This window comes from Amycolatopsis sp. cmx-4-61, from assembly GCF_046548775.1.
Lineage (GTDB): Bacteria > Actinomycetota > Actinomycetes > Mycobacteriales > Pseudonocardiaceae > Amycolatopsis.
In genome coordinates this window covers 135,341-157,476 of record NZ_JAEBEI010000009.1, presented here as the reverse complement: position 1 = coordinate 157,476, position 22,136 = coordinate 135,341, and the positions used below count along the sequence as shown (strand labels likewise).

General features: G+C 69.9%; 20 protein-coding genes. 9 read left to right on the top strand and 11 right to left on the bottom strand.

Annotated features, from left to right (window positions below; translation table 11 throughout):
• Positions 1–576 precede the first annotated feature (576 nt).
• Together ACLJOU_RS25395 and ACLJOU_RS25390 are read right to left on the bottom strand one after the other, a co-directional pair.
• On the bottom strand, positions 577–2,550 hold the full coding sequence (locus ACLJOU_RS25395) for a hypothetical protein (protein WP_410570530.1): 1,974 nt from the start codon (positions 2,548–2,550) through the stop codon (positions 577–579).
• Between the two features lie 465 nt (positions 2,551–3,015).
• Entirely contained in the window at positions 3,016–3,546 is a 531-nt protein-coding gene (locus ACLJOU_RS25390) for a hypothetical protein (protein WP_410570528.1), read from the bottom strand.
• A gap of 360 nt (positions 3,547–3,906) precedes the next feature.
• On the opposite strand from ACLJOU_RS25390, the gene ACLJOU_RS25385 reads away from it, so the two are divergent.
• Together ACLJOU_RS25385 and ACLJOU_RS25380 are read left to right on the top strand one after the other, a co-directional pair.
• Positions 3,907–4,149 carry a hypothetical protein gene (locus ACLJOU_RS25385; protein WP_410570527.1) on the top strand — a complete coding sequence of 81 codons (243 nt, stop codon included), beginning with the start codon at positions 3,907–3,909 and terminating at the stop codon, positions 4,147–4,149.
• Between the two features lie 143 nt (positions 4,150–4,292).
• On the top strand, positions 4,293–4,487 hold the full coding sequence (locus ACLJOU_RS25380; protein ID WP_410570526.1) for a hypothetical protein: 195 nt from the start codon (positions 4,293–4,295) through the stop codon (positions 4,485–4,487).
• A 221-nt stretch (positions 4,488–4,708) separates the two neighbouring features.
• Here the strand turns inward: ACLJOU_RS25380 and ACLJOU_RS25375 are convergent, their stop codons facing one another.
• The 3 genes from ACLJOU_RS25375 to ACLJOU_RS25365 all read right to left on the bottom strand — a co-directional run bounded on the left by ACLJOU_RS25375 (position 4,709) and on the right by ACLJOU_RS25365 (position 8,680).
• Complete coding sequence (locus ACLJOU_RS25375) at positions 4,709–6,922, bottom strand: FtsK/SpoIIIE domain-containing protein (RefSeq protein ID WP_410570524.1); 2,214 nt, start codon at positions 6,920–6,922, stop codon at positions 4,709–4,711.
• Positions 6,923–7,541: 619 nt separating this feature from the next.
• Complete coding sequence (locus ACLJOU_RS25370) at positions 7,542–7,748, bottom strand: DUF397 domain-containing protein (protein WP_410570523.1); 207 nt, start codon at positions 7,746–7,748, stop codon at positions 7,542–7,544.
• Positions 7,745–8,680: a Scr1 family TA system antitoxin-like transcriptional regulator gene (locus ACLJOU_RS25365; protein ID WP_410570521.1), complete on the bottom strand. Its 936-nt coding sequence runs from the start codon at positions 8,678–8,680 to the stop codon at positions 7,745–7,747. The genes ACLJOU_RS25370 and ACLJOU_RS25365 overlap by 4 nt, the downstream gene beginning before the upstream one ends.
• A 293-nt stretch (positions 8,681–8,973) precedes the next feature.
• Here ACLJOU_RS25365 and ACLJOU_RS25360 point away from each other — a divergent pair, with 293 nt between their 5' ends.
• Both ACLJOU_RS25360 and ACLJOU_RS25355 read left to right on the top strand, forming a co-directional pair.
• Positions 8,974–9,858: a hypothetical protein gene (locus ACLJOU_RS25360; RefSeq protein ID WP_410570519.1), complete on the top strand. Its 885-nt coding sequence runs from the start codon at positions 8,974–8,976 to the stop codon at positions 9,856–9,858.
• Positions 9,859–9,967: 109 nt separating this feature from the next.
• Positions 9,968–10,471 (top strand): hypothetical protein, encoded by a 504-nt coding sequence (locus ACLJOU_RS25355; protein WP_410570517.1) that lies wholly within the window; start codon positions 9,968–9,970, stop codon positions 10,469–10,471.
• Positions 10,472–10,751: 280 nt separating this feature from the next.
• Here ACLJOU_RS25355 and ACLJOU_RS25350 read toward each other — a convergent pair whose 3' ends face one another.
• Positions 10,752–11,147, bottom strand: a complete 396-nt coding sequence (locus ACLJOU_RS25350; RefSeq protein WP_410570515.1) for a hypothetical protein — start codon at positions 11,145–11,147, stop codon at positions 10,752–10,754.
• A 218-nt stretch (positions 11,148–11,365) separates the two neighbouring features.
• Between ACLJOU_RS25350 and ACLJOU_RS25345 the strand changes: the two genes are divergently transcribed.
• The 5 genes from ACLJOU_RS25345 to ACLJOU_RS25325 all read left to right on the top strand — a co-directional run bounded on the left by ACLJOU_RS25345 (position 11,366) and on the right by ACLJOU_RS25325 (position 16,802).
• On the top strand, positions 11,366–11,878 hold the full coding sequence (locus tag ACLJOU_RS25345; RefSeq protein WP_410570513.1) for a hypothetical protein: 513 nt from the start codon (positions 11,366–11,368) through the stop codon (positions 11,876–11,878).
• A 72-nt stretch (positions 11,879–11,950) separates the two neighbouring features.
• Positions 11,951–12,595: a hypothetical protein gene (locus tag ACLJOU_RS25340; RefSeq protein WP_410570511.1), complete on the top strand. Its 645-nt coding sequence runs from the start codon at positions 11,951–11,953 to the stop codon at positions 12,593–12,595.
• A 182-nt stretch (positions 12,596–12,777) separates the two neighbouring features.
• Positions 12,778–15,306: a DEAD/DEAH box helicase gene (locus ACLJOU_RS25335; protein WP_410570510.1), complete on the top strand. Its 2,529-nt coding sequence runs from the start codon at positions 12,778–12,780 to the stop codon at positions 15,304–15,306.
• Positions 15,307–15,397: 91 nt separating this feature from the next.
• Positions 15,398–16,570, top strand: coding sequence for a hypothetical protein (locus tag ACLJOU_RS25330; RefSeq protein ID WP_410570508.1), 1,173 nt, complete (start codon positions 15,398–15,400; stop codon positions 16,568–16,570).
• Positions 16,563–16,802 carry a hypothetical protein gene (locus tag ACLJOU_RS25325; RefSeq protein ID WP_410570507.1) on the top strand — a complete coding sequence of 80 codons (240 nt, stop codon included), beginning with the start codon at positions 16,563–16,565 and terminating at the stop codon, positions 16,800–16,802. The genes ACLJOU_RS25330 and ACLJOU_RS25325 overlap by 8 nt, the downstream gene beginning before the upstream one ends.
• A gap of 134 nt (positions 16,803–16,936) precedes the next feature.
• Here ACLJOU_RS25325 and ACLJOU_RS25320 read toward each other — a convergent pair whose 3' ends face one another.
• The 5 genes from ACLJOU_RS25320 to ACLJOU_RS25300 form a co-directional block, all read right to left on the bottom strand.
• The gene (locus tag ACLJOU_RS25320; protein ID WP_410570505.1) at positions 16,937–18,025 is read right to left on the bottom strand and encodes a helix-turn-helix domain-containing protein; all 1,089 of its coding nucleotides are present in this window, start codon (positions 18,023–18,025) and stop codon (positions 16,937–16,939) included.
• 12 nt (positions 18,026–18,037) lie between these two features.
• The gene (locus ACLJOU_RS25315; RefSeq protein WP_410570504.1) at positions 18,038–18,376 is read right to left on the bottom strand and encodes a hypothetical protein; all 339 of its coding nucleotides are present in this window, start codon (positions 18,374–18,376) and stop codon (positions 18,038–18,040) included.
• A gap of 730 nt (positions 18,377–19,106) precedes the next feature.
• Complete coding sequence (locus ACLJOU_RS25310) at positions 19,107–20,111, bottom strand: hypothetical protein (RefSeq protein ID WP_410570503.1); 1,005 nt, start codon at positions 20,109–20,111, stop codon at positions 19,107–19,109.
• A 414-nt stretch (positions 20,112–20,525) separates the two neighbouring features.
• Entirely contained in the window at positions 20,526–21,503 is a 978-nt protein-coding gene (locus tag ACLJOU_RS25305) for a hypothetical protein (protein ID WP_410570501.1), read from the bottom strand.
• A gap of 89 nt (positions 21,504–21,592) precedes the next feature.
• Entirely contained in the window at positions 21,593–22,000 is a 408-nt protein-coding gene (locus ACLJOU_RS25300) for a hypothetical protein (protein ID WP_410570500.1), read from the bottom strand.
• Positions 22,001–22,136 lie beyond the last annotated feature (136 nt).

Sequence of the window (22,136 nt, the reverse complement as noted above, 5' to 3'; positions counted from 1 at the left end):
AAGTCGCCGGCGGCACCCGTCGGAGGGTGGCCAGCATCTGCGGCACCCACGTCGGGACACCCGACCGCGCGTGATCTCCAGCGCCGCTGGCATCGCAATCAGCACCTGGACGTCCTTCGCCCAGCGGGCGCAGGCCCGAACTGCACCTGCCCGGACAGCTCGTCTACGACCTCGTCCAGGTCGTAGACCGGGCGGCCCTCCCCCGCGAACAGAGCGTGGGAGATGACCGGCCGACGCTCGAAGATCAGGTATGACATCCACTCGTCGACGTGCTCGGCGGTCCAGGTCCACCGGTACTCGTTGGTTCGCCCAGCCCGCCAGCATCGCCTCCGGCACCGCGTCCTTGGGACGCAACAGCGCGACGCCGGTGACCAGCTCCAGCCGGGCGAGCCCGGCGGCTCGACCTCCACCCGCGCCCTACGTCAGACGGAGTGAACTTCCATCAGCCGCAAGGCAGGCAGCAAATCCGCTGTTCAGGAAGTCGTCGAAGCCACGTTGGCAGCTGCTACGTTGCCGCAGGTCACCTGGCCGTGCCCCGCGAACGGCTTCCATCGGACGCAATTCTGCGCACTTCACTCACCACCCGCTGGTTCCGGGGTCGTGGTTGCACTTAGCGAGAGGCGCGTTCGGATCGGCCGGGTCGACGGCGAAGAACCCGTACTCGTCGCACAGCTGGCAGTCTTCGATGGCGGCGCGGCGCGCCGAGATTTCGGCTTGCCGCGACGCTTCGATCGTGGCCTGTCGGCGCTGCTGAAGGGTCGGACTGGTCGACTCAATTCGACGGATGATCTTTGCCTTGCTTGGTGGTATGTGGGGGTCAGCGCGGGCGAACCGAGCCTTAATCCAGCCAGGCGCGTTGCGGATGAACCGCGGCAGGTGGGGGTAGTCGGGGACACCGTGGATCAGGTCGGCGATCTCGTTCCAGGCCGTCGGCACCTCGTGGCTCCACTCGGCGTCGAGCAGGTCGGCTTGGGCATCGCCGAACGTCGTGTTCCAGGCGGAGAGCAGGCCACTGGCCTGTATAACGTTTGTTAACCAGCGGCAAGAGACCGCGACACAGAGATCCGGGTGCAGACGCGAGCGGAGAAGCCAGTCAGCGGCCCGGACGGCCTCGGACTGGTTCGCGCGCTTCCGATCACCCCCGGAATGCCGAGTTCGTCCACCAGCGGCCGACTCAGGCCCCTTTTTGATCGAAGAAGACCCCTTCTTGTCTCTGCCCGGCGAAGCCGGTCGGTTATCCACAGGTTGTACGGAACTGGACTTCACTTGATCTTGGTTACACACCTGCGGGGGGTGGACATTTTGATGTTTGTGCAGGTCAGCGCCTAGGGGGTTGTACCGCAGGTACCCGGCGACCGGTCCGCAGTCTGAGCAGATCGACTTTGTGGTGGGCGCCCACTCCACGAGGTCCATCGGGGCGTGGACGGTGTGAGCTCCGCTGGCGTAGACCGCCGTGACCGCGCCGTAGATGAACAGATTGGCCGGATGGATGCGCTCGTCGGCGTGCTCGTGCAACAGCTGGTCGCCCGCGCTGACGCACGCGTCGACGAGGGCATCGGCCTCCTCCAACTCCTGGGCAGCGAGCGGAACGCGTAGCTCGTAGACGGGCGCGAGCTGGACGAGGGCCGGCTCATCGACCTGCACTTCACACTCGACGTCGACGCTCAGCTCGAGTTCGAGGGTCTGCCGGGCGGCTGCAACGGCACGGCGGCCGCGGAGGCCGGCGCGGACGGCGTCGAGCTCGGCTCGCGCGCGCGCGATCGCCGCGTCCTCCGCCGCGATCGCCTCCGCCTCCCGGCGTTCCCGCTCTGCCCGTTCCGCGGCGCTCTCGCCGTCGGGGGCCTCCTTCCGGGGCAGCTGGCAGCCGGGCAGGATCTCCCACAGCAATGCCTCGCGCTGAAGCCACGCCACGCAGCGCCGGACTGTCCGGTCCGAGCAGCCAACGGTGGCCGCGATCTCCGACTGGGTCACCCAGGTCAGTGGTCGGCGCCCCTGGTCTGAACAGCAGCGGAGCACATTGCAGATCCGCCACCAGCGTCGCCGCTTCGCGTTGTACCGGAACTCCTGGCCCGACCCGCTCTGTTGCCGGATGCGGTCTTCAACGGCGCCCAGCCACACATCGGCCGAGTCGGCCACGCGGGTGTACTCGGGCGCAGCGCGGCGAAGGATCTCGGCCGCCAGGCGCATCCGCGCCGGAACGGCGATGTGCCGAAGCGTCGCCCACCGGACCCCAGACTCGACCAGCAGCCTGTCGATGGGGTGCAGCTGGTCGTACTCGTCGGCGGCCGCCAGCACGGCCTCGATGGCCGGGTCGAAGACCAGGATCGGCTTGAGCTGACCGTCCGCGTTGGCCGCCGCTCTGGTGTGGATGGCCGCGGTGCCGCCAGCCAGGTGCCAGCACTGGTCGCAGACGATCAGCTCGACGCAGTCGAGAAGTCCGTCGCCTGGTACTAGGGGTGCGCGAAGACGACCGAATGGTCGGCAGCAGGCGAGACAGTCAGGCCGCTGAACAGCGGAAATGGATGTCTTTTGGAGTGCGGCGGCGGTCATCGAACAACCGCCGCGGACGACCAACCGATTGACCTGCGAGAACGCTCGGTGGTGAGGAAATCACCGAGCGATGTCCGGGCATTGAAGGGCGGGCGGGTGAAGGCGCGGCGGGTGTGTCGCGGCGCGCATGAGTAGACCGCGCTCCTGGTGGTAGGTATGATGCAACACCAGGAGCGCCGTGTTGTGGACACGACGTGGGGCTTCTTTCTCCGAACGGGCGACGTTCGGGGGAATGGCGAAGGCCGGTGTGGCAAGCACCGGTATTCGCCCTCGGCGGTGAGTCAGGGGTGGTGCCCTGACTGTCTTGCTGAGGTTGTTCAGTTGTGGTCCGAGTAGGGCGTTCTGGCTGGTGAGGCCAGTTAGGGTGCCCGAGTTGATGAATTTGGTGACTCAGTCAGAACCCGGGCGTGAGACGCGCCGTCGGACTTAGCGGGGCGGTCCCCTTCGGGGGGCCGCCCCGAAGCGTTAAGAGGCTTGCGCCACCTCCTTGAAGAGGAGGAGCTGCTGCTGCCCGACTCGAGCTTCGCGGTGTGACATTTCCTGGTCGACCAGGGCAGCGAAGGCTTGCAGGTCATGGGGGCCGTTCGATTCCGCGAGCTTGGCCAGGCCGTCCATCACTCGCACGGCGAACATCGCATACTCGTAGTCGGCGTACGGCAGGACGACGCCGAGCGTGTCCTGGTAGCGGGTGACTGCGACATGGGTTGCGCCGTTCTCCAGCACATCGAGGTAGTCCGCCTGGTCACGACGGAACACGGCGGCCGAGACCTTCTGAACGTCTCGGTTTCCCAGGCGCCATTGCTGTTCAGCGTGCTCGCCGAATCCCGCCACCGCCCGGAGCGCGGACATGGCCCGGCGGTAGTCCCGGGGTGGCAGAACTACGGCGACGGTCGGTCCGTAGCGAGTTAGCGCGATATGAGCGCCGGTCTTTACCTCTGCGAAGTAATAGGCCTGATTCGCGCGGAAGCTCTGGGCCGGAACGCTGCTGACGTCCATGACCCGAAAACTTACAACATTTTTCGTCGGGATGCATGACCTGTCTGAGGTGTGTCGAACCTTCAGCGCGGACACGGGGGAAGTCGTAGCCTGAACGTTTCAGGCGGGCGCTGAGGTGGGTTTCACCAGGCCTCCGGGGCTGTTGGCCGATCGGGAGGGGGTCAGTCATGTCATAGGTGGGGTGGCCGGCTCGCGCGCGTTCCGCCCATACGAGAGTTGCACGGCAGTGCGCGTGGACTCCTCGGATGTTGTCAGGTTTCTGGGGCCGAGGTCGGTGGCTGCCGTTAGCTTCTCGACAACGCGGCTCGCGCAAGCTACACACGGGAAGCCCTGTTCAGACGCCCACCGAGCAACCCGAAGATGGTCGTCGACGAACGCGGCGATCGAGTGCACCTCGGCGACGCGGCTGTTCGAGTTTCGACTCCGGAGAGGGCCGAGGTCGTCGTCTGGGCACATCGCAAATCTCGATCCGGGATTCTGCGCCGCCGCAGCCACCATGCCGTCGAGCTGGCGGATGCCGGTCCGTGCGGGCCGCGGCCGGCCGAGCGTGGCATCACCACCAGCCAGCAGGAAAGTGCTCTACGTGCCGCTTCCCCGCATTGACACGTCTCCAGCCTGGGCGCGTTCGTGCCACGCCCGCTGGCGATCATGATCGCCAGCGACCGGCTGTGAACCGGTCATTGACCAGCCGCCGCGTCGCCAGTCCTCGAGCTCGTGGGCGCTGCGAGGAGGCCAGGATCGACGCCATGCTTGACCTCGCCGCCTCGGTCAACGCCGGCAACCTCGGCAACATCTTCCCGCCACTGACCTCACGGCCGGAGGTGACCAGCGAGCGCTGGGTCATCTTGAGGTTCGTCGGGGCCGTCGTGGTGCGGATCGGCGTTGATGAGGTACTTGACCTCCTCAACGTTCTGTGGAGCGACACCGACGGGTTCCTGTGATCATCCAGGTGGCGCCTGCCCGAGCATTTTGTGCCGGGTGCGTGCGGACCTCCAGGACTGGCACGCACACCCGCACATCGAGCTATCGCAGCTGGTCATCGCTTTACGCGCAGACTGCGTTGCCACGGGCCCGGGCCGCACAGCTGTGCCGACCCGCCCGAACCGTCATGTCCGGTCAACCGGCCCTTGCTGCGGCACGCTGCCCCCGGCACCCAGCGGCGTTAGCTGCTCGCGCCACCGTGCTCAACGATCGCCGAGACGATCGCGTCCACGTGCTGCACCGACACTGGATGCTTGCTTCCGCCGACACGCTGCCGCGACGGCCGGGGTGCGGGGATCTCCAAGCGCCGCAACGCTTCTCCGAGCGTCTTCGGGTCCCATCCGATCCGGGCGGCGAGGTCGGCGGTGGCCACGATCCCAGTCTCGTCGTCGCCGATGACCTCGGCCAGCAGATCCAGGACCTCCGGCATCGGACCGGCCGCGATGCCGCCGATCTCAGCGTCCACCGGTTCGGCGCCGGCGGTGCTGGCCGCGACCAGCTCGGTCAGCGTCGCCGCCTCGACCGGGGCTGGTGGGCGCTGCCCGGCCGCGTCACCGGTCACCAGCCCGAGCGTGTCGCGCCGTTCGCGTCCGGTTTCGGCGGCGGCGCGGGCAGGGCCGAGGTCCAGCTTCGCCGCCCGGATGATCACGCCCTCGGACGCGCCGACGCCGGAGAGATCGTCCGCGAGGAGCCAGGCCGCGCCGCGGTGGCGTTCGGAAAACTTCGTCGCGTCGATCCCGGCGGCGGTTTTGCCGGTGCCCAGGGCCATGTCGTTGGACTGCTGAGTCGGCAGCCGCAGCGCCGCGCGGCTGGAGATGTTGTCCCGCAACCGGGTCGGAATCGAACCCCGGTCCGGCTTCTGCGTCGCCAGGAACACCGTCGCCCCCGCCGCCGGTCCCTTGCGGACCAGCCAGGACACCTTGTCCACGATCACCCGCCGCAGATCCTTCACCGACTTGGTGTCGCTGCCCAGCTCCTCGAACCCGAGCTGGCACTCGTCGATGGCCAGCACCAGCCACGGCATTCCCGTCTCGCACAGCGCGCGGGTGATCTTGCCTTCCGGGACGTCGGCCTCGGGCATGGTCTTGAACCGCTTGTAGCGGTCCAGGACCTCGGTCTCCAGCTCGATCAGCAACGCCAGCAGCCGCAACAGCGTCTGCTCGGTCTCCGCGCCTTCGGCGGAAGCGATCAGCATCCGGTGCGCCACCGGCCGGAGCGGGTTGAAGTCCGCGCCGTCCTTGAGATCCACCGCGTAGATCCGGGTGTGCGGGTCCAGGCACGCCGCGACCAGGAACAGCCGGAGCAGGTTCGACTTGCCGTAGCGCGGGAGCCCAGCGATCAGCCACGCCGTCCAGCAGAACGCCACCGTCACCGCCCGGCCGCGCGCGGTCTTCCCGATCGTCACCCCGTCCCAGATGGACAGCTCGGGCAAATTCTCCAGCGCGGAGCGCAGCGGCGGCTCGGCCAGCGGGTCTCGGTCGGCGACCCAGCAGGCCAGCCGCCCGGCGTGCCCGCCGGCGCCCCGGACCCGTTCCAGGATCAGCTGGGTCTCGTCGACGCCGAGGGCACTAGCCAGCGACTCGCGCGCCGCGATCGCCGAGGACGCCTTGCGCCCGGCGGGGAGGTCGACGATCACCGCCCATCCTTCGCCTTCGCGGGCAGGGCGGGTGAAGAACGCCAAGCCGTCCTTCGGGCCGATCACCTTCGCCGCCTGGAACGCCTCCACCAGCACGTCTCCGTTGATGGTCCAGGCGAGGGTGCGGTTGCTAGGGAAGACGTTCTTGCGCCCCGGGGAGCCGTCCTTGCGCCGCCCAGCGACCGTGAACGCCACCGACGCCCCGGCGGCGGCCAGCCACCACACCAGCGGCCCGTAGATCAGCTCCACCGCGATCAGCCCGCCGGCGCTCATTGTGACGATGCCGAGGGTCCACCAGCGGCGGCGGACCCGGTGGGAGTGGATCTCGGCGAACCGGTCGGCGAGCTTGTCCGCGTCCTTCGCCGCGGCGAAGGACTCCTCCACCCGCAGCCACGCCCACCACGCTCGCGCCGACACCGCCACACCACGGGCAACAGCAAGCAAGTAGCGGATCGGCGCCCTGGCGACCGCGCCCGCCAGCCGGACGCCGGCGTGGCGGGCGGTTGCGGCGCTCTGCCACTGCGGCGGCAACCTAGCGACCGCTACCGCCACCACCCGCCGTGCCCGGCTGCGCCGATACTCCTCCTCGGTGAGCAGCTCGCCTTCCAAGGCGGTCTCGTCGCCACCGCTGCCGACAGCCCTGGCGGTGCTGGTGGTCAACTCGGTGCTCGGGCTGGCGGTCTCCTCGCCAGCGCTGTCAGTGGGGACGTCGTCGACGGTATTGTGCGAACGAGCAGGGGTGGGACCGGTCTCAGACATGCGGAAGCTCCTGGTCAGCGTGAGCGTGGACCCGGAGCGGGCAGCAGGCCCAAGGCCGTCGCGGGCCAGGAGCGGCGCTTGCGCCGACCGCGTAGCGGTCGCCTGGTCCGCGACGGCCTGGCCTGCTAATTTGCCCAGTCCACGCCCCGCTGACGGTTGCCCTTGGCCCGACACAGCGGGGGCGGTGGGGCCGGAGCCGCCACACAACAACGATGACCCGGTGCCCGCGCCGCGCACGGGAGTGCCGGAGCCGAACTTCCAGCAGGTCCCCGGCATGTACGTCGGGGCATCTTGATGGCCGTGGCATTGGTCGGTCGGATTCGGTCCGTGTTCACCGGGCCTGCTGCACTGGCGGCTCGTCTCCTCGCGCTGGCCGCGCAGGACCTGCTCGGCACAGTCGAGGGCTGGGACCGATGCCTGCGACCTGCTCACCCGTGCCTGGCGTGGCGCGTTTCCGCGTCCGCTGCACCCGCAGGACGTCGCGGCGGTCGCGGCCTGAGCGACGGCGTTGGCGTCGGCTGGCCTGCCAACGAGATCGGCCGGCGCCGGGTATGCGAGTGCCCCGGACCGCCCAGTTCGTGGTCCGGGGCACTCGCTGTCGTGCTTCGATTGCCGGTACTTAAGGGCGGAGAACTCCGCTCTTCGCGCTGAGGATCAGGCCCCGCATGCCCTCAATGCCTGTGCGGAGAGCGCCGCCTTCAGGGTTCTTCGAGTCGCGCGCTGCGCCGCCCGTGGACAGCTTGGCGAGTTCGACGCAGCCTCCAGAGGAGCCGCTGAAGCTGGCCTTCCTCCATTTCGCGCCGGCCAGCTCGTCAGCATCGTTCACATAAGATCCTTCCGATGTCGCTCGATCAGGACCCTTGATTCTGCCTTTGGCGAGGCCACGGCATCGAGCCGCCCGATGATGCCCTCGTACTGGGTGATCTCGGCCACCTTCTCGTAGAAGATGCCCTTGGGAGCTGTGTCGATGTAGACGCAGCCAGGGTCTTCGGAGATCCCGAACTTCAAAATCTCGAACGGGCCGTGCACGGCCCGGTGCCCACCGTCCTGCTTGGCGGCCGGCTGCTCGGCGGAAGCCGTTGCTTGCCGCGCTCGCGCCTCATGGCTGAGCACCCGAAAGTCGACGTGCGGCAGGGTCATGAGCTCAAGCAGATGTTCCAGCTGTCGGCGCATGACCTCAGGGCCACCCACGCCACCGATCCGCTCGATCAGCAGATGTTCAGGAGCGAACATCAGCAACGCCAGCGGCTGATGGGTGCGAGTGACCGAGTTCTGCCGCTGCAACCGCAGCTCGCACCGCTGCCGGATCTCGTCTTCGGTTGCGGTTGGGTCGTAGAACCGCAGGAGCGGCTCGATGTATCCCGCGACCTGCGCCAGGCCGTTGAGCACGATCAGGTCGGCCGAATGCTTCTCTGCGGCGCCGTCCTCCAGGGTGACGAACACGTCGAAGTCGCTCGGGTCCTTGTCGCTGGCGAGCTGGACCCGGTCTTTGCCCGAGGCTTTCTCGGCGGCCTTGATCTTCTTGATCGTGTCCCAGAACGAGTCGACGTCGCCAGGGCACTTGTACAGGCTGAACAGCACTTTCAGGCTGGGCAGGTCCGGCAGGTTCCGGCCGGATTCGAGGTGGCTGACCCGCGATGGCGCGGAGCCCAGTGCAGTGGCGGCGTCCTTCTGATCCAAGTCGACGGCTTCGCGGCGGGACCGCAGCTGCGACCTAACCCAGCGGCGCATGATCGCCGGTGACTGTTCCAGGGGCATATCGCCAGCCTCTCCTAACGCGCACACGTGGCTCATGTCGACATCCGGGTGGGCAAGAGTCCAACTCAAGGTTCACCCGAACGCGCGGTTCCCGCAGTAAAGTTCACGAAGTAACGTTACTGAAGTTCCCGATGGGCACAAGACCCGCAGGTCAAGCCCGGTGAGAACCGTAGTCTGCCAGGGCCAGAGGTCTCCTCCCCCCTCGGATCTCCGGTCCTGGCACCAAGCCGATGGCGGCTCCGACCTTGCCCCCGACGGGCCGGAGCCGCCATCCACCAGACCCGGGGGTCGTGATGGGCCAGCACCGACACGCGGACGACCCGCACGTGTTCGTCCTCAGCGGTCGCGTGGACGGCGCAGACCAGCTCGTTCCTTCCGGATCTCCCGCCGCCGCGGCCGAGCAGCTCAGCCGCTGGATCCGCCAGGACTCCGCCGCCCGGATCTCGTGGGTGGTCAACCAGGCCTGGCAAGACTGGATCCTGCTGGCCGCACGGCTCCGCCCGGCCCGAGGACTGGGCGAAAGCTTGCGGGTGACGCACCTGTTCACCTTCGAGCCCGGCGACCAGGTCGGCCCTCGGCTGCTCTCCCAGTGCGGCGCCGAGTTCTCCTGGTGGGCGTTGGAGTTCGGCGACGAGCTCGACACCCCGCTCGGCGCGCCCTGCGTCGCCTGCCAGCTGACCGTGCTGCCCGCCCAGGCGGAAACGCAGAAAGCGCTTCCGCCCTCAGGCGCGGACACCGACATCGACACCTGGAACGGCTGGGACCGCTACTACCAGGTGCTGGGCTGGCCGGTCGAGGAGTTCGACGGCCGGCTGATGCTCGTCGCCGACTCAGACAACGACGACGACGTCACCGTCCTGAGCGTCCCGGCCGACCTCGCCGAGCAGGTCCAGACGTGCCTGGCGCGCACCGACATGCAGGCGCCGCTGCTGCAGCTGCCGGGGCTGCCCGCCGAAGCGCTGTTCGTCGTCGCGCGGACCAGCGTGCCGGTAACGATGCCGCCGGGCGTGCACCGCGTTCCTGTCGGCATTCCGCTGCCGCCATCGACCACCGCGGAAGGCCCTGCACGGTGGATCACCTCCCCCGGCGACGTACAGCTCGGCCGGAGCCGAGATCTCGACGTACTGGCCTGCATCTACCGGCTCAGCCGACCCCAGCAGCAGGAACTCGTCTCGTGAACACCCCCGACGCCGCGGGCCGACACCGGCCCACGCACCCCGGCCGGACAGCGAAGCAGCGCTGACCGACCGAGAGAACACCCGTCCGACAGCTGGAGGAACAACCGCGATGCCCCAGACCTTGGAAACCGCCCCCGTCCTCGACGACGCGGCCGAGCAGCGACACGCTGGGGCGGAGCGGCACGAGGAACTGCACGCGCGGGCCGTCCTGCGCAACCTGACCGAGGACGTGCACTCCGACCACCTCGACGCCGTGATCGCGCTGCTGCGCGACTTCACCGGCGTGCTGCCCGCCCGTCGCGCGGTCTACCTGCTCTCGGTCGGCGACCCCGCCGCCCGAATGCTGGTCGCCGAGCAGTTCCCCGAGCTGGTCTACGAGGTCGAAGGCCGGCGCGGCGAGCACGGCCTCGGCACCGTCGTGCACACCTGGACCTGCTCGGGCACCGGCGCCTTCGCCCGCTACGCCCAGGGCCCGGACGGCTGCACCGTCACCGAGTACGGCGGCTTGCTGCGCCGCCACATCTGGGACGACCTGGTGGGCCTGTTCACCGCCTTCGACATGACCCGCCCGCCGCGCACCGACAACGACGCGGCCGGACCGGCCCTGCCTTGACCATCTGGCGGCACCACAATCACGGCCCCGGCAGCCATTTCCCCCTTTGGTTGCCGGGGCCGTGGTCTGTGTCCGCCTTGTTCACAGCGCTATTGCACCCGTGGCGGGGTCGTACCGGCAGACACAGCCGCACGCCCGCGCCGCAGTGGTGGGAAGCAGCCCGGAACCGGAGCAGGTTTGCAGCCCCGCAGCGCGAGGTGGTCGGCATCGGCAGACAACCGCGGAACGTAGCGCCACTGGCCGGTGAGCACGTCCGGCTCGGTGAGCACCCGCCGGTAGGTCAGCAGCGGCCGCGGCACCCGCCGCGCGGGACACCGGCGCCTGGAAATCCGAGGTGGTAGAAGACCTCGTCGAGCTCGCCGGCGATCTCGCCGCGCACCTCGTCCCAGTCCCGGCCCTCTGCCGTGGTCCAGGCGACATCGTCGTCGAACCACTGCAGCAGATCCCACAGCCTGCGCCCGCGCCGGTCGACGACGCGCACCAGGTCCGGCGCCGCTTCGCCGACGGCGAACAGGTTGACGTCGAGTTCGATGGCATGCGCGGTCGGGAACGGCGCCCGCACCAGGCGGGTGGCGAACGCGAGCGCAAGCCAGTGCCGTTCATGCGGGTCGGTGGCAGCACGCCTGTCTGCGGCAAGCGGGCCGGACGGGAACATCGAGATGGACGAGCCGGGCATCGGCCGTACCTCCTGGGCGCGGTGACGAAACGGAACGCGGCCCGCACCGGTCCGCGCGGGTGCCCCCGGTGGGCCTGTCCGCGCAGCGGGCAGCCGGGGGCACCCGGGTGGTGTGCTCGCCACCGCGACGGAGGGCCGTTCTCCCTGTTCACGCGGTGATCCGCTGGACAGGACGGCTGGATCTCGGCCATCGTGGACAGGAAGGGGGCTGTCGGCGGATGACCAGCGAAACGATCAAGGGCAATCTGTACGTGTGGGCGTTCGACGACCTGCTGCGGATCGCCCGCCGCCGGCGCCGCGTCGTGCGGATCCTGTGCTTGGCACCCTCGCTCGCGCTGCAGATCGCGGCATCGGCGGTGTGGTCCCCCGGCCAGTTCATCCCCGCCGCCCCGGCGCCGATCCTTACCTGGGTGAACCTCGCCTACTTCGGCTCGCTCGCCGCGGCCTTCGTGCTGGCCGACCGCTTCGCGTTCACCCTCGGGGCATCTCGCCGCCGTGACCCCGAATGGCAGAGGACGATCGGCACGCTCCCGCAGCCGCTGCTGTGGCAGTTTCTCGTGTCGCTGAACTGGCCCTCGACGCCGGTCGGCGTCCTGCTGCTGGGCCCGGCCCTCACCCTCGTCATCGCCGCCGCTCTGGTCAGGGCGCTCCAGCAGGGCCCGTGGATGACGGATCTCGACCTCGCCCTCCCCTGGGTGCAGCGCGCGCTCCGCCGGCGCTGGAGCCGGTGATTCGCATCCGCGGCGGCGCCGGAGCCACGCTCGGATGGCGGCGGTAGGGCGCGCCGAGCGGACAATCAGCGGGTGACGATGCGAACCGTCGGCCGGTGCCTGGCCGCGTACTTCTGGCAATGCCGGCGGGCGGTGCTAGCCGGACTGCTGCTGCTGACCGTCCTGGGTGCGGTGGGCGCCGTCGCGGCCGGCCAGGCGATCATCGGGATCGCGGCGGTCGTCGTCATGGCGGTCGCGGTGTGGTGCGGCTGGCGGATCCGTACCCCTCCAGGCCGCGAGCTCACTCGGCTGTACCTGCACTTCGCCGCGCTGGTCGATGCCCACTGTGGCGGGCAGCGGCTCGTCACGACGCTCGACGGAGACGAGCGTTTTCTCCGGTGCTACAAGAGAAAACGCTATCGCGGGTTCTTCCGGGCAAGCCTGGCCACGGGCGTCGAGCTGCCCGCGATCGACCAGCCTGGCTACCTCTCCGGCGACATGTTCGTCCTGTTCCCGTTCACCAACGTGGTCTGGAAGGCCCACCAGGGCGCCTTCATCGACGAGGCCGGCGAGCTGATCCCGACGCCTGCGGAAGCGGACACCACCACCGCCGCGCCCCGGGCGGCGGACACGGTGCGGTTCGCGTTCCGCACGGGGCAGGGGTTCGCAAGCGAGACGGATCTGCGCTCGTTGATCGAGCTGATCCGAGGTGCCGACGAGCTGGACGTCGCCGGCTGATCTCGCCCGACCCCGCTCGTTTCGGCTGGCCCTGGCGCTCGATCGTGAACAGCCCAGACGGGCCGTGATCGTTTTCGCTGTTCAGACCATCTTTGCCGAGGCGGCAACAGCAGGTGCAGCCGGCCGGTGACCGCACCGCTCCCGGTAATCTCGACATCTTGCCCTGGCGAAAGGACGCTCTCGTGCCGTTGGACTGGAACCGGATCGGCTCGTCCAGCCCGCAGCTGCTCGTGCAGCCGCGCGACATCTTCGCGGCGCTGCCGAACAAGCCGTTCTCCTACCTGCGCCAGGAACAGGGCGAGGTGCTGGAGGGCTGGTTCGCCCGCAAGGACGACCGCGACGTGGTGATCAAGCAGAACACCGGCGGTGGCAAGACGGTGGTGGGCCTGCTGATCGCGCAGAGCACCCTCAACGAGGGCGTCGGGAAGGCGGTCTACCTCGCCCCCGACACCTACCTCGCGGCGCGGGTGCGGGAGGAAGCGGTCCGGCTGGGGCTGCCGACGTCCGAGCGGCACGATGATCCGAGCTTCCTGGCCGGCCGCGCCATCCTGGTCACCACGTTCCAGAAGCTGATCAACGGCCAGTCGGTCTTCGGCGTCGCCGGCGGCTGGCGTACCCCGGTCGACCTCGGCGTCGTGGTCGTCGACGACGCGCACGCCGCGCTCGCCACGACCGAGGGGCAGTTCCGGCTCACCATCCCGATCGGGCACGAGGCGTTCTATCCGCTGTTCGACCTGTTCGCCGACGACTTGAAGGAGCAGAACCGCAAGGCGACCTTCGACATCACCGAAGGCGACGTCACCGCGGCGGTGCGGGTGCCCTTCTGGGCGTGGGCGAACAAGCTCGACGAGGTCTGGAAGATCCTCTACCCCTTCGGGGCCGCGCGGGACGAGGAGTTCAAGTTCGCGTGGCCGCTGATCGCCGACTGCCTGCAGCTGTGCACGGTGATGGTCAGCAGGCGCGGCATCGAGATCCAGCCACCGTGCCCGCCGATCGACAAGATCCCCTCGTTCGTCGGCGCCCGGCGGCGGGTCTACCTCACCGCGACCCTGTCCGACGACAGCGTGCTGGTCACCAACCTCAAGGCCGACCCGAAGAACCTCGAGCACGTCGTCACCCCCGGCAGCGCAGCCGACCTCGGCGACCGCCTGGTGCTCGCGCCGGTCCAGCTCAACCCGAACCTCAGCGACGACGCCGTCCGGACGCTGGCCAAGCAGTTCTCCCTCGGCGACCGCGACGGCGACGGCATCCCGGAAACCCGGCCGGTCAACGTCGTGGTGCTCGTGCCCAGCGGCGCGCAAGCCGCGCTGTGGCGGGGGCTGGCCGACCGCATCCACTACATCAAGGACCTCGAAGCCGGCGTCGCCGAGCTGCGCGCCGGGCACGTCGGCCTGGTGGTCCTGGTCAACAAGTACGACGGCATCGACCTGCCGGGCCCCGCGTGCGAGATGCTGGTCATCGACGGCATCCCCCGGCCGATGTCGGCCGCCGACCGCCGCGAGGCCGCCGCGCTGATCGACAGCCCCACCCGCCGCGCCCGCGACGCCCAGCGCATCGAACAGGGCATGGGCCGCGGTGTCCGCGACGTCGGGGACCACTGCGCGGTACTGCTGCTCGGCGCTGGCTTGGCCATGGCGGTGCACGACAGTGCCTGGCTGGAGTTGTTCTCCCCGGCCACCCGCGCGCAGCTGGTGCTCAGCCGCGATGTCGCTCTGCAGCTCTACGGCCAGGGCTCCGGCGGGATCCGCAGCGCCCTGTCGGTCTGCCTGGACCGCGACCCGCAGTGGGTGCAACGCAGCCGGTTCGCGCTGGCCTCGGTGCGCTATCGCAACGTCGGCGCCGTCCGGCCCGAGGCGGTCGCCGCCCGCGACGCCTTCGACCTCGCCGTCGCCGGGCAGACCCCCCAGGCCGCGGACCGGCTGCAGACCGCGATCAACGGCATCACCGATCCCGCGCTGCGCGGCTGGGTCCGCGAGCAGAAGGCCGGCTACCTGCATTTCACCGACCCTGCCCTGGCCCAGCAGCAGCTCGGCGCCGCGATCCGGGACAACGCGATGGTGCTGCGCCCGGCCGTCGGCGTCGACGTCCGCCCGTCCCGCCCCGCGGCCGTGCAGGCCCGCGCGGCCGCGGAGCACCTGGGCGCGACCTACGGCGACAGCACGGCGCTGCTGCTCGGGGTCCGCGCGGTGCTCGACGAGATCGTCTGGGACGAGGAACGCACCGAGCAAGCCGAAGCCGCCTGGGCGAAGCTGGGGCTGCACCTGGGATTCGGCAGCACCCGGCCGGAACGGCTCTACGGCACCGGCCCGGACAACCTGTGGACGCTCACTCCGGCCCGGAACGCGGTGATCGAGCTGAAGACCGGCGTCGAACTGACCTGCACCGGCATCGCGAAGAAGGACGCCGACCAGCTGCGCGGCGGAGTGCAATGGAACACTGAGGCGAACGGGGGCGTCGCCGCGGTGCCGGTCATGGTTCACCCGGTCGACGTGTACGACGCGAGAGCCATCGCCGTTCCGGAGATGCGGGTCATCACCCCGGCCAAGCTCGCGGAGTTCAAGACCGCGATCGTCGCGTTCGCGACCGCCCTGACACAGGGCCAGCACCTGTGGCGGGAGGAGCAGGCCGTCGCGCAGCAGCTGGCGTTTCACCGGCTGACCGGCGACCGGATCATCGGCGCCTACTCCGTGGCGGTGCGTCGGCCGAAGTGACCGGCAGGAAGCCCGACACACCCTTCGGATGAAGCCTGGCAAATTTATTTGCCAGCGGGCCAGACCCGGAGGGGCTGGCAAGATAGTTGCCATGCCTGAGGTAGGGATCGCGGGGCTGGACGAGGCCGATCCGGTCGTGCTGCTCCGCTACGACCCGGATCACGCCCGGCCGCGGGGGTGCGTGGCCGAGCTCGACCTCACCGATGGCCGGCTTACTGCCCGCAACGCCTTGGTGATCGACGGCGTCGAACCGCTGGAGGTCCAGCGTGGCGTGCGGCGGTGGTGGCCGATGCCATGCCTGACCGCGGCCGCGGCGAACCGGATGCTGGAGGCGATCGCGCCGCTGGCGCAGCGGGTGCTCGACGGCGCCAGCGTCGCCCCGGACGGCGACCACGACGCCGGCGTGCTCGACGAGGACGCCCGGACTGCCTCGGAGGCGATCGCCGAGCACCTCGCCGGCGAGGTTCCCGCGCAGGACGTGGTGACCGGCATGGACGCCGGGGCGTGGTTCGGCGAGGACAGTCAGCCGAGCGGGCTGACCGCCGACACCACCGACGCACAGCTGGTCGAGCTGGCCGGGCAGCTCGAGCGGGACGTCGCAGCAGGCCTGTACCAGCGCTACGTCGGCGAGCCGACCGACGGCTACGTCAACCGGCACATCGTGCTGCACGACACCGAGGAGTACTTCCGGGCGCGCCGCGAGCAGCTGCGGGACGAGGAACGCACGGCGCTCGTCACGCTGACCACGTGGATCGCGCAGCTGACCGGCCAGAGCGACGAGGCAGTACGGCGTCAGGCCAAGTGGGGTGACACCCACCGCGACGTCGGCGAGCGGATCCAGCGCTCGCAAACGACCGTGCAGAACATCATCGCCAAGCTCGGCCGCGACGAGCGGGTGCTCGACCCGCAGAAAGACGGCCTCGGCCTGCGCGACTGGATCGGGAAGGCGATAGCGCGGTTCCGTGAGGAGGCCGGGATCGTCCATGTCCCGCAATACCTCGCCACGCTGTTGGCCAACAAGGCGTCCGGCGCGCCACCCCAGCTCGGCGCGCACGAACGCGCCGCGCTGGAGGACGGTCTCCGCCTTGGCCGGCAAGAGAAGCTGATCTCGGACACGGATGTCGCCGAATTCCTCGACTACCTCGCCCGGGAGCCCGCGGTCGTCGGCTCCGGCATACCCCCTGCCTGTGGCGATGCGCCCGCTGCGGACCCGGGTACCGAGTTGGCTCCCGGGGTGAGTCCAGGCACGGGAGACGATGACTAGCGACTGGCCGGTCCATGTCCTGGACTACAACCCGGAGTTCAGCCAAGCGGTCCTGCTGGCCGTCCTGGTCAAGCTCGACGGGGCCATCGAGCTGACGCCGGAGGATCTGGAGCAGGACGCCTACGGCGACTCCACGAACAGGCTGTACCGGTTGGCACTCGACCCCCTGGATGGAGGGAAGGCATTCCGCCTGTCGGTCGTGCCCAGCGCCGACGACGACTCGGGTCCCTGATGACCGCGCGCAGCGACCGGACTGTACGGGTCGGGTGCGACGCCGGACCCCTCTCCCCCGGACGACCCACCCGCGGGCGGGTCGACGAACGCCACACCCCGCCGACCCGGTCGAACAGAGCACGCTGCCCCGGCTCAGCGCCCCGGGCCGGGACCCCCCGGCTGCCGGCGTCGATCCGCGTTCATCGCCACCACGGTCCCGTCGCCTACAGCGTCCGCCAGGCGGTCGACGTCGGCCTTGGTGATGGCGCCTTCGGCGTCCACGGCGGCCTTGCCGGCCAGCTTCTCCATCTCGCGGATGAGCGCCCGGCTCTTGTCGGTCGGCAGGTCCTCCAGCACCCTCGCCGTCTCCTCCGGCGCCATGCCGATCAGCAGCGCGGCGGCCACCGGCGGGTTCATCGCCGCGAAGACACTCGTGGTCGGGCTGATGTCCTGGTCCCCGGACATCAGGTAGAGGTTGTTGTTGCCGGTGCGGCGCATGCGATCCGGGCGGACGCGGTTGTACTCCGCCCGCCGCCACGCCTCCATCCACGGCGCCGTCCGCGCCCATGCCGGCCGATCGGCCTGCGTCTTGCCACGGAACCGGTGGTTGACGAGACCGAAGTCGATCAGGCCGCGCACCGTGGCGTCGAAGGTGTCGTAGGTGGGCGTGCGCTTGCCGTTGAACAGGTCGCCCAGCGTGCTCACGCCCATCCTGTCGACGAAGTCCATCTTGTCCATGTGCGCGGCCAGCACCCGCAGGCTCGGGTTGCCGACCGCGATCCGCAGGACCCGCAGCCCGTACTTGAGGTCCTCGAAGGTCTGCGCCGCGTCCGGGTCGGGCACACACGCATCCGGCGCGGCCAGCTCAACCTGCACCGGTCGCAGCCGGCCCGGCCGGATCGGCTTGCCGGTCGGCGAGTGTGTCGGGACGACGACGTCGGCGTCGCCGAGCTTGCGTCGCAGCCGCCCGACGACCTTGGCCACCTGCAGCCGGTCGGCCTTCCACTGCTCGATCTCCTCGGGGTCGGCGCCCAAGGCCGTCACGAACGCCACGACCACGTCCTCGGTGGGCAGCTTCTTCCCGGCGCAGGCGTCGGCGAGCACCGAGTGCGAGCAGAAGACGTCCTGGGCCATCACGCGCAGGGCCGGCCGGGGCCGGACGGCGTCCTGGCGGTCTCGCAGCCGCTGCGCGAACTGACCGATCGGGCCGGTGTCCTTGATCGGCTTGCTCTTGCGTCCCATGGCTCTGCCCCCTCAGCCTCGACGGCCCATGTGGCCGGCGAGCGCGCGCAGCACGCCGAGCGAGACGAGGGTCAGCGCGCCGGGGACACCGGCGGCGACCGCGAGGTTCTGCTGCTGGGCGACCAGGGCGAGCACCAGGGCCGCGTCGACCCCGAACACGACCAGGAACCCCAGCGGCCAGAACCACCACGGCACCCCGGGCACCGGGGGCACGTCGGTCGGGGGCCGTTCTTCCGGGATGGCCGGCAGCAGGTTGGCGGTCGGCGGGAGGATCTCGGCCAGCGGGGCCGGGACCACGGTCTGGATCTCGGCCGGCGTATCCGGCGAGGCGGGGACGGGGACGTCAGGCATCGTGCCTCACTTCTTCTGCAGTTCTCTGGTCTGGAGCGGTTTTGATCTTGTGCGTCCCGTAGCCAGCGGGTGTGCACGCACGTGCCGAACATCCTGCCCGGTTTCGCCCATGATCGGGCCCTGCGTTGTCCGTGATCGGGTTGTCAGGCCGGTCCGGCGGTGTCCGAGGCGGCCGCGTTTTGTCCATTGTTCGCGCGACAATCACGACAACGCCCGAGATCGCCCAGGTCAGCGCCGGGGTGTCCGAGATCGTCCAGCTTTTGTACAGCCAAGTGCAGCGGAGGTCCTTTAAAGCTCGCGGCGCGGAAAGCTGAACATCGCTCGGGAAATCGGTTGTCGACTGAAGAACGAGCACAAGGCGCACTTCTTCACTGGTCTGGAGCGTGCAGCCGAACTCATCGGGACCTGTTAGCCGCAGGACCTGGTCGTATCGGGACGGAGGACCTGATGGGACGTGCATCTTCGGGTGTCACCTCGTCAGCGCTTCTTCGCCTCCCAGCTCGGTAAGAGCTCGGGGACCGACGACGCCCTGGTCAGGCCCTGGTGGCGCGTATCCATCTGGGAACGCCCAGCGCGGTCGTCGGTCCGATTCGACCCTGGCAGCCCACCCGGGCGCGGTGACAGCGGATCGCACCAGCCCGCACAGCAATCAGCCCAGTCCGGCCGTCCGGACAATCCGACGCCGGCTTCCGCCGCGGCCTTCGGCCTGACCGGCCGCAGATTGGGTCGGCTACGGGAGCCGGCGGCGTTGCAGCTCGCGGGTGAGCCGGCGCACCCGGCGTCGAGCCCGCTCCCCCGCCTCGGGCGGCAGTCCGGCGCGCACGGCCGCTTCCTGCCAGGTGAGGCCGTCGTCGTGCGCGTGCTGCAGGACGACCAGCCGGTGCTCGGGTTTGAGCAGCTGCAGCACGGGCCGCAGCCGCCGCTGCGCGTCCAAGCCGCCCTCCAGCATCACGTACTGGTTGCGCGGGTCGGCCAGCCGCTCGGCAAGGGTGATCGACTCGTCCTGGTCACCGCGGCCGGCGACGCGATCGAGCTGATCGATCGCGTGACCCTGAACCTGGTTCTCCCAGATCGGCCGGTGCCGCCGCGCCTCGCGGTGCACCTGCGACCGCAAGCGGGACCCGAGGGTGAGGTCCACCCCATTCGCCGCCGGTGCGCGCCAGCACGCCGAGAGCAGCACGTCTTCGGCGGCCTCGAGGATCGCCGCGCGCCGCAGCGAGGTCTGCTTGCCCACCCCGATCCAATGCACCGCGAACTCCTCGACCGCGGCCTGGCGGCGGCGGACGTCGGGGTCGGTGCACAGCACGGCGTGCGCGCGCTCGGCCCCCTCGATCAACGCCGCGTACATCCACTGCGCGACCTCGCCGGCGAACCGCACTGCCGGGCGGAGGAGGTCGGCTATCAGCGCGCGCCAGTGATCGGCGACCTCGATCAGCGGCGTGGCGGCCAGGACCGGCGCCACGGGCGTCCACACCTGGAACGCGGGCAGCACCGGCACGACGGCCTGCAGGTACCGCGTCGGCAGGACCTGCGTCGCGGTGGCGGCGATCGTCTCCACCATGAGCCGCTGCGGGTACAGCGCGGCCTCGACCGCCTCCGCGGCCGCCACCATGGGTGCCAGCTGCAGCTGCGCGGCCGCCGCGATCGCGCGCACCGGTTCCAGCGTCGTCTCGATCGCCCCGAGGATGTGGTCCGTCGCGTATGTCAGCCCGCGCCGGTCGGTCATCGTGATCATGCTCGTCGTACTCCGTGGTGAAGGAACGAAACTCTGTCTACCTGATAGCTCCGACAGAGCCGTCCACCGACCAGAAAGTTTTCGGGGCTCGGGCCCGTCCGGTGGCACCGTGGTGCGATGACCAGTATCACCAGGTTGCCGATGCCCTCCTGCAGGTGTTGCTGATCAGCGTGAACAGGTGGCGTTGGCGCGGCACTGGGTACGAAGATGGGCGGCGGGGTGCCCAGGCCGGTGCCGGTGCAGCTCGGCTGCCCCAGGGCGATCACCTGGCGTAGAGGACCCGCTCGCGCGGCCCCCAGGGCGGAATCGGTTCGGCGCCATCGGCGCTGGACAGGCGCCCGGCGATGTCGAGGAACGCCTCCCAGGCGGTGCCTCCGCGGCCGGTGCCTCCGAACATCGTGGAGCAGAAGGCCGTCAGCCCCAGGACGCGGCGACACCATGGCGGGCAAGGTAGATCCCCACCGAGCGAATCCCATACACGTCGCGGGTATCCAGCCAGGCGCACGCCAGCAACCGCCACAACGCCCGGGTGACGACGTCGGGGTTGTCCGGCCAAGCGGCCGTCACGACGTCCCACAGGGTCGAGCCGACCAGGAGGTCGGCTTCGGCCCAGCGGGGCAGGATGACCGGGCCGGCGACGCCGAGCGGCTCGGCCGCGATCGGGCGGCCCGGGGCGTCGCCTCGCCAGCCGGCGAGTGTGCCGCTGACATGCAACGCTCGCGCGAGTTCCACGAGCTCGGCCACGACGGGCTCGGGAGCGGCGGCGCGCAGGTCGTCGACGGTGTAGCCGGGATGGGCATGCACCGCAGCAAGCCGCTCGGGCATCCGGCCGGTGCGGAAGCCGGTCTCCCAGCCGGCGAGCACCCAGCAGACGCGGGCCAGCACCGTCTCCGCGCCCGGGTTGCCCAGCGCGCCGGGCGGGGCGTGCTCGGCCAAGAACCTCCCAGTCCGCGTGACGAACTCGGTCAGCACCGTCTCGTGCTCGGCAAGGTCACCGAGCGGGGCGGGCGGATTTCGTACTCGCCGCCGGTACGGGGAGAACCGGTCTGCAACCGTGGCGGGCAGCCGCGACGGGCCGAACAACCCGGCCGCCTGCTCGGCCCAGCGTGGCTTGGCTAGGCCGACGCGCACCGGGCCGAGCAGCGCGGAGGCCGGAGCGGCGCCCTCGGCCAACAAGCCGAGTCGCAGGGTGAACGCCGCGGCGATCCCCGTGCCAGCACCGGCGACCGGGCGCACCGGCCGCGGCTGTCCAAGGGCGCAGTACCGGCGGTGCAGGTCACCGGTCAGCTCCGGAGCACCGGCCCAGTGCTCGGCGCACCAGCGGGCCAGTTCACCACGGGCCAGACGCATGGTCAGCGACACGTACTTCATCACCACCCTCGCCCGCGTCAACGGAGCGACCGTATCCGACCTTTTGTTCGGTGCGTGGCAAGCACGGCGGTTGCGGACTCCTCGATCGCCGTGGCGCGCCGCGGCGGCCGTCAACGCGTTGCGTCGGCCTCGACCTCGGCCTGGAGCTGGCCGGTGATGAGTCCGAGCAGGCCCGCCTCGGTCGGCAGGGCGTCGGCTTCGAACCTGCAGTTCATGCCCGTCGTGTCGGACACGACGAGGAAGCCGGTGCGGTCGGTGCTGCTCTCCTCGACCTTCACGGTCACCGTGCCGTTGATCGTGATGCCGTCGTCGGTGATGTCGACGGGCACGGTGGCGGACACGAGCTCGGCGGTCGCCGTTCGTTTCTGCTGCTCGCGCAGTTGCTCGCCGAACCGGAACACCGCGTCGCTCAGGGCTTCGAGCCGTTCGTTCTGGGCGTCGACCTGCGCGCGTTCGCAGCGGCCGATCTCCGCGTCGAGTTCGGCGCGACGGCGGCGAAGCTGCTCGAGGTCATTCATCTGCCGGCATGGTCCTTTCGCTCGCCGTCGGGCTTCGATCCTCTCGCACCGGGCAAGGGGAGGCGAGCCTGGATCCGCAGATCCTGATCGACGCCGTCAACATGTGGCCCTGGGCGAGCGGGCACCCCCCGATCGC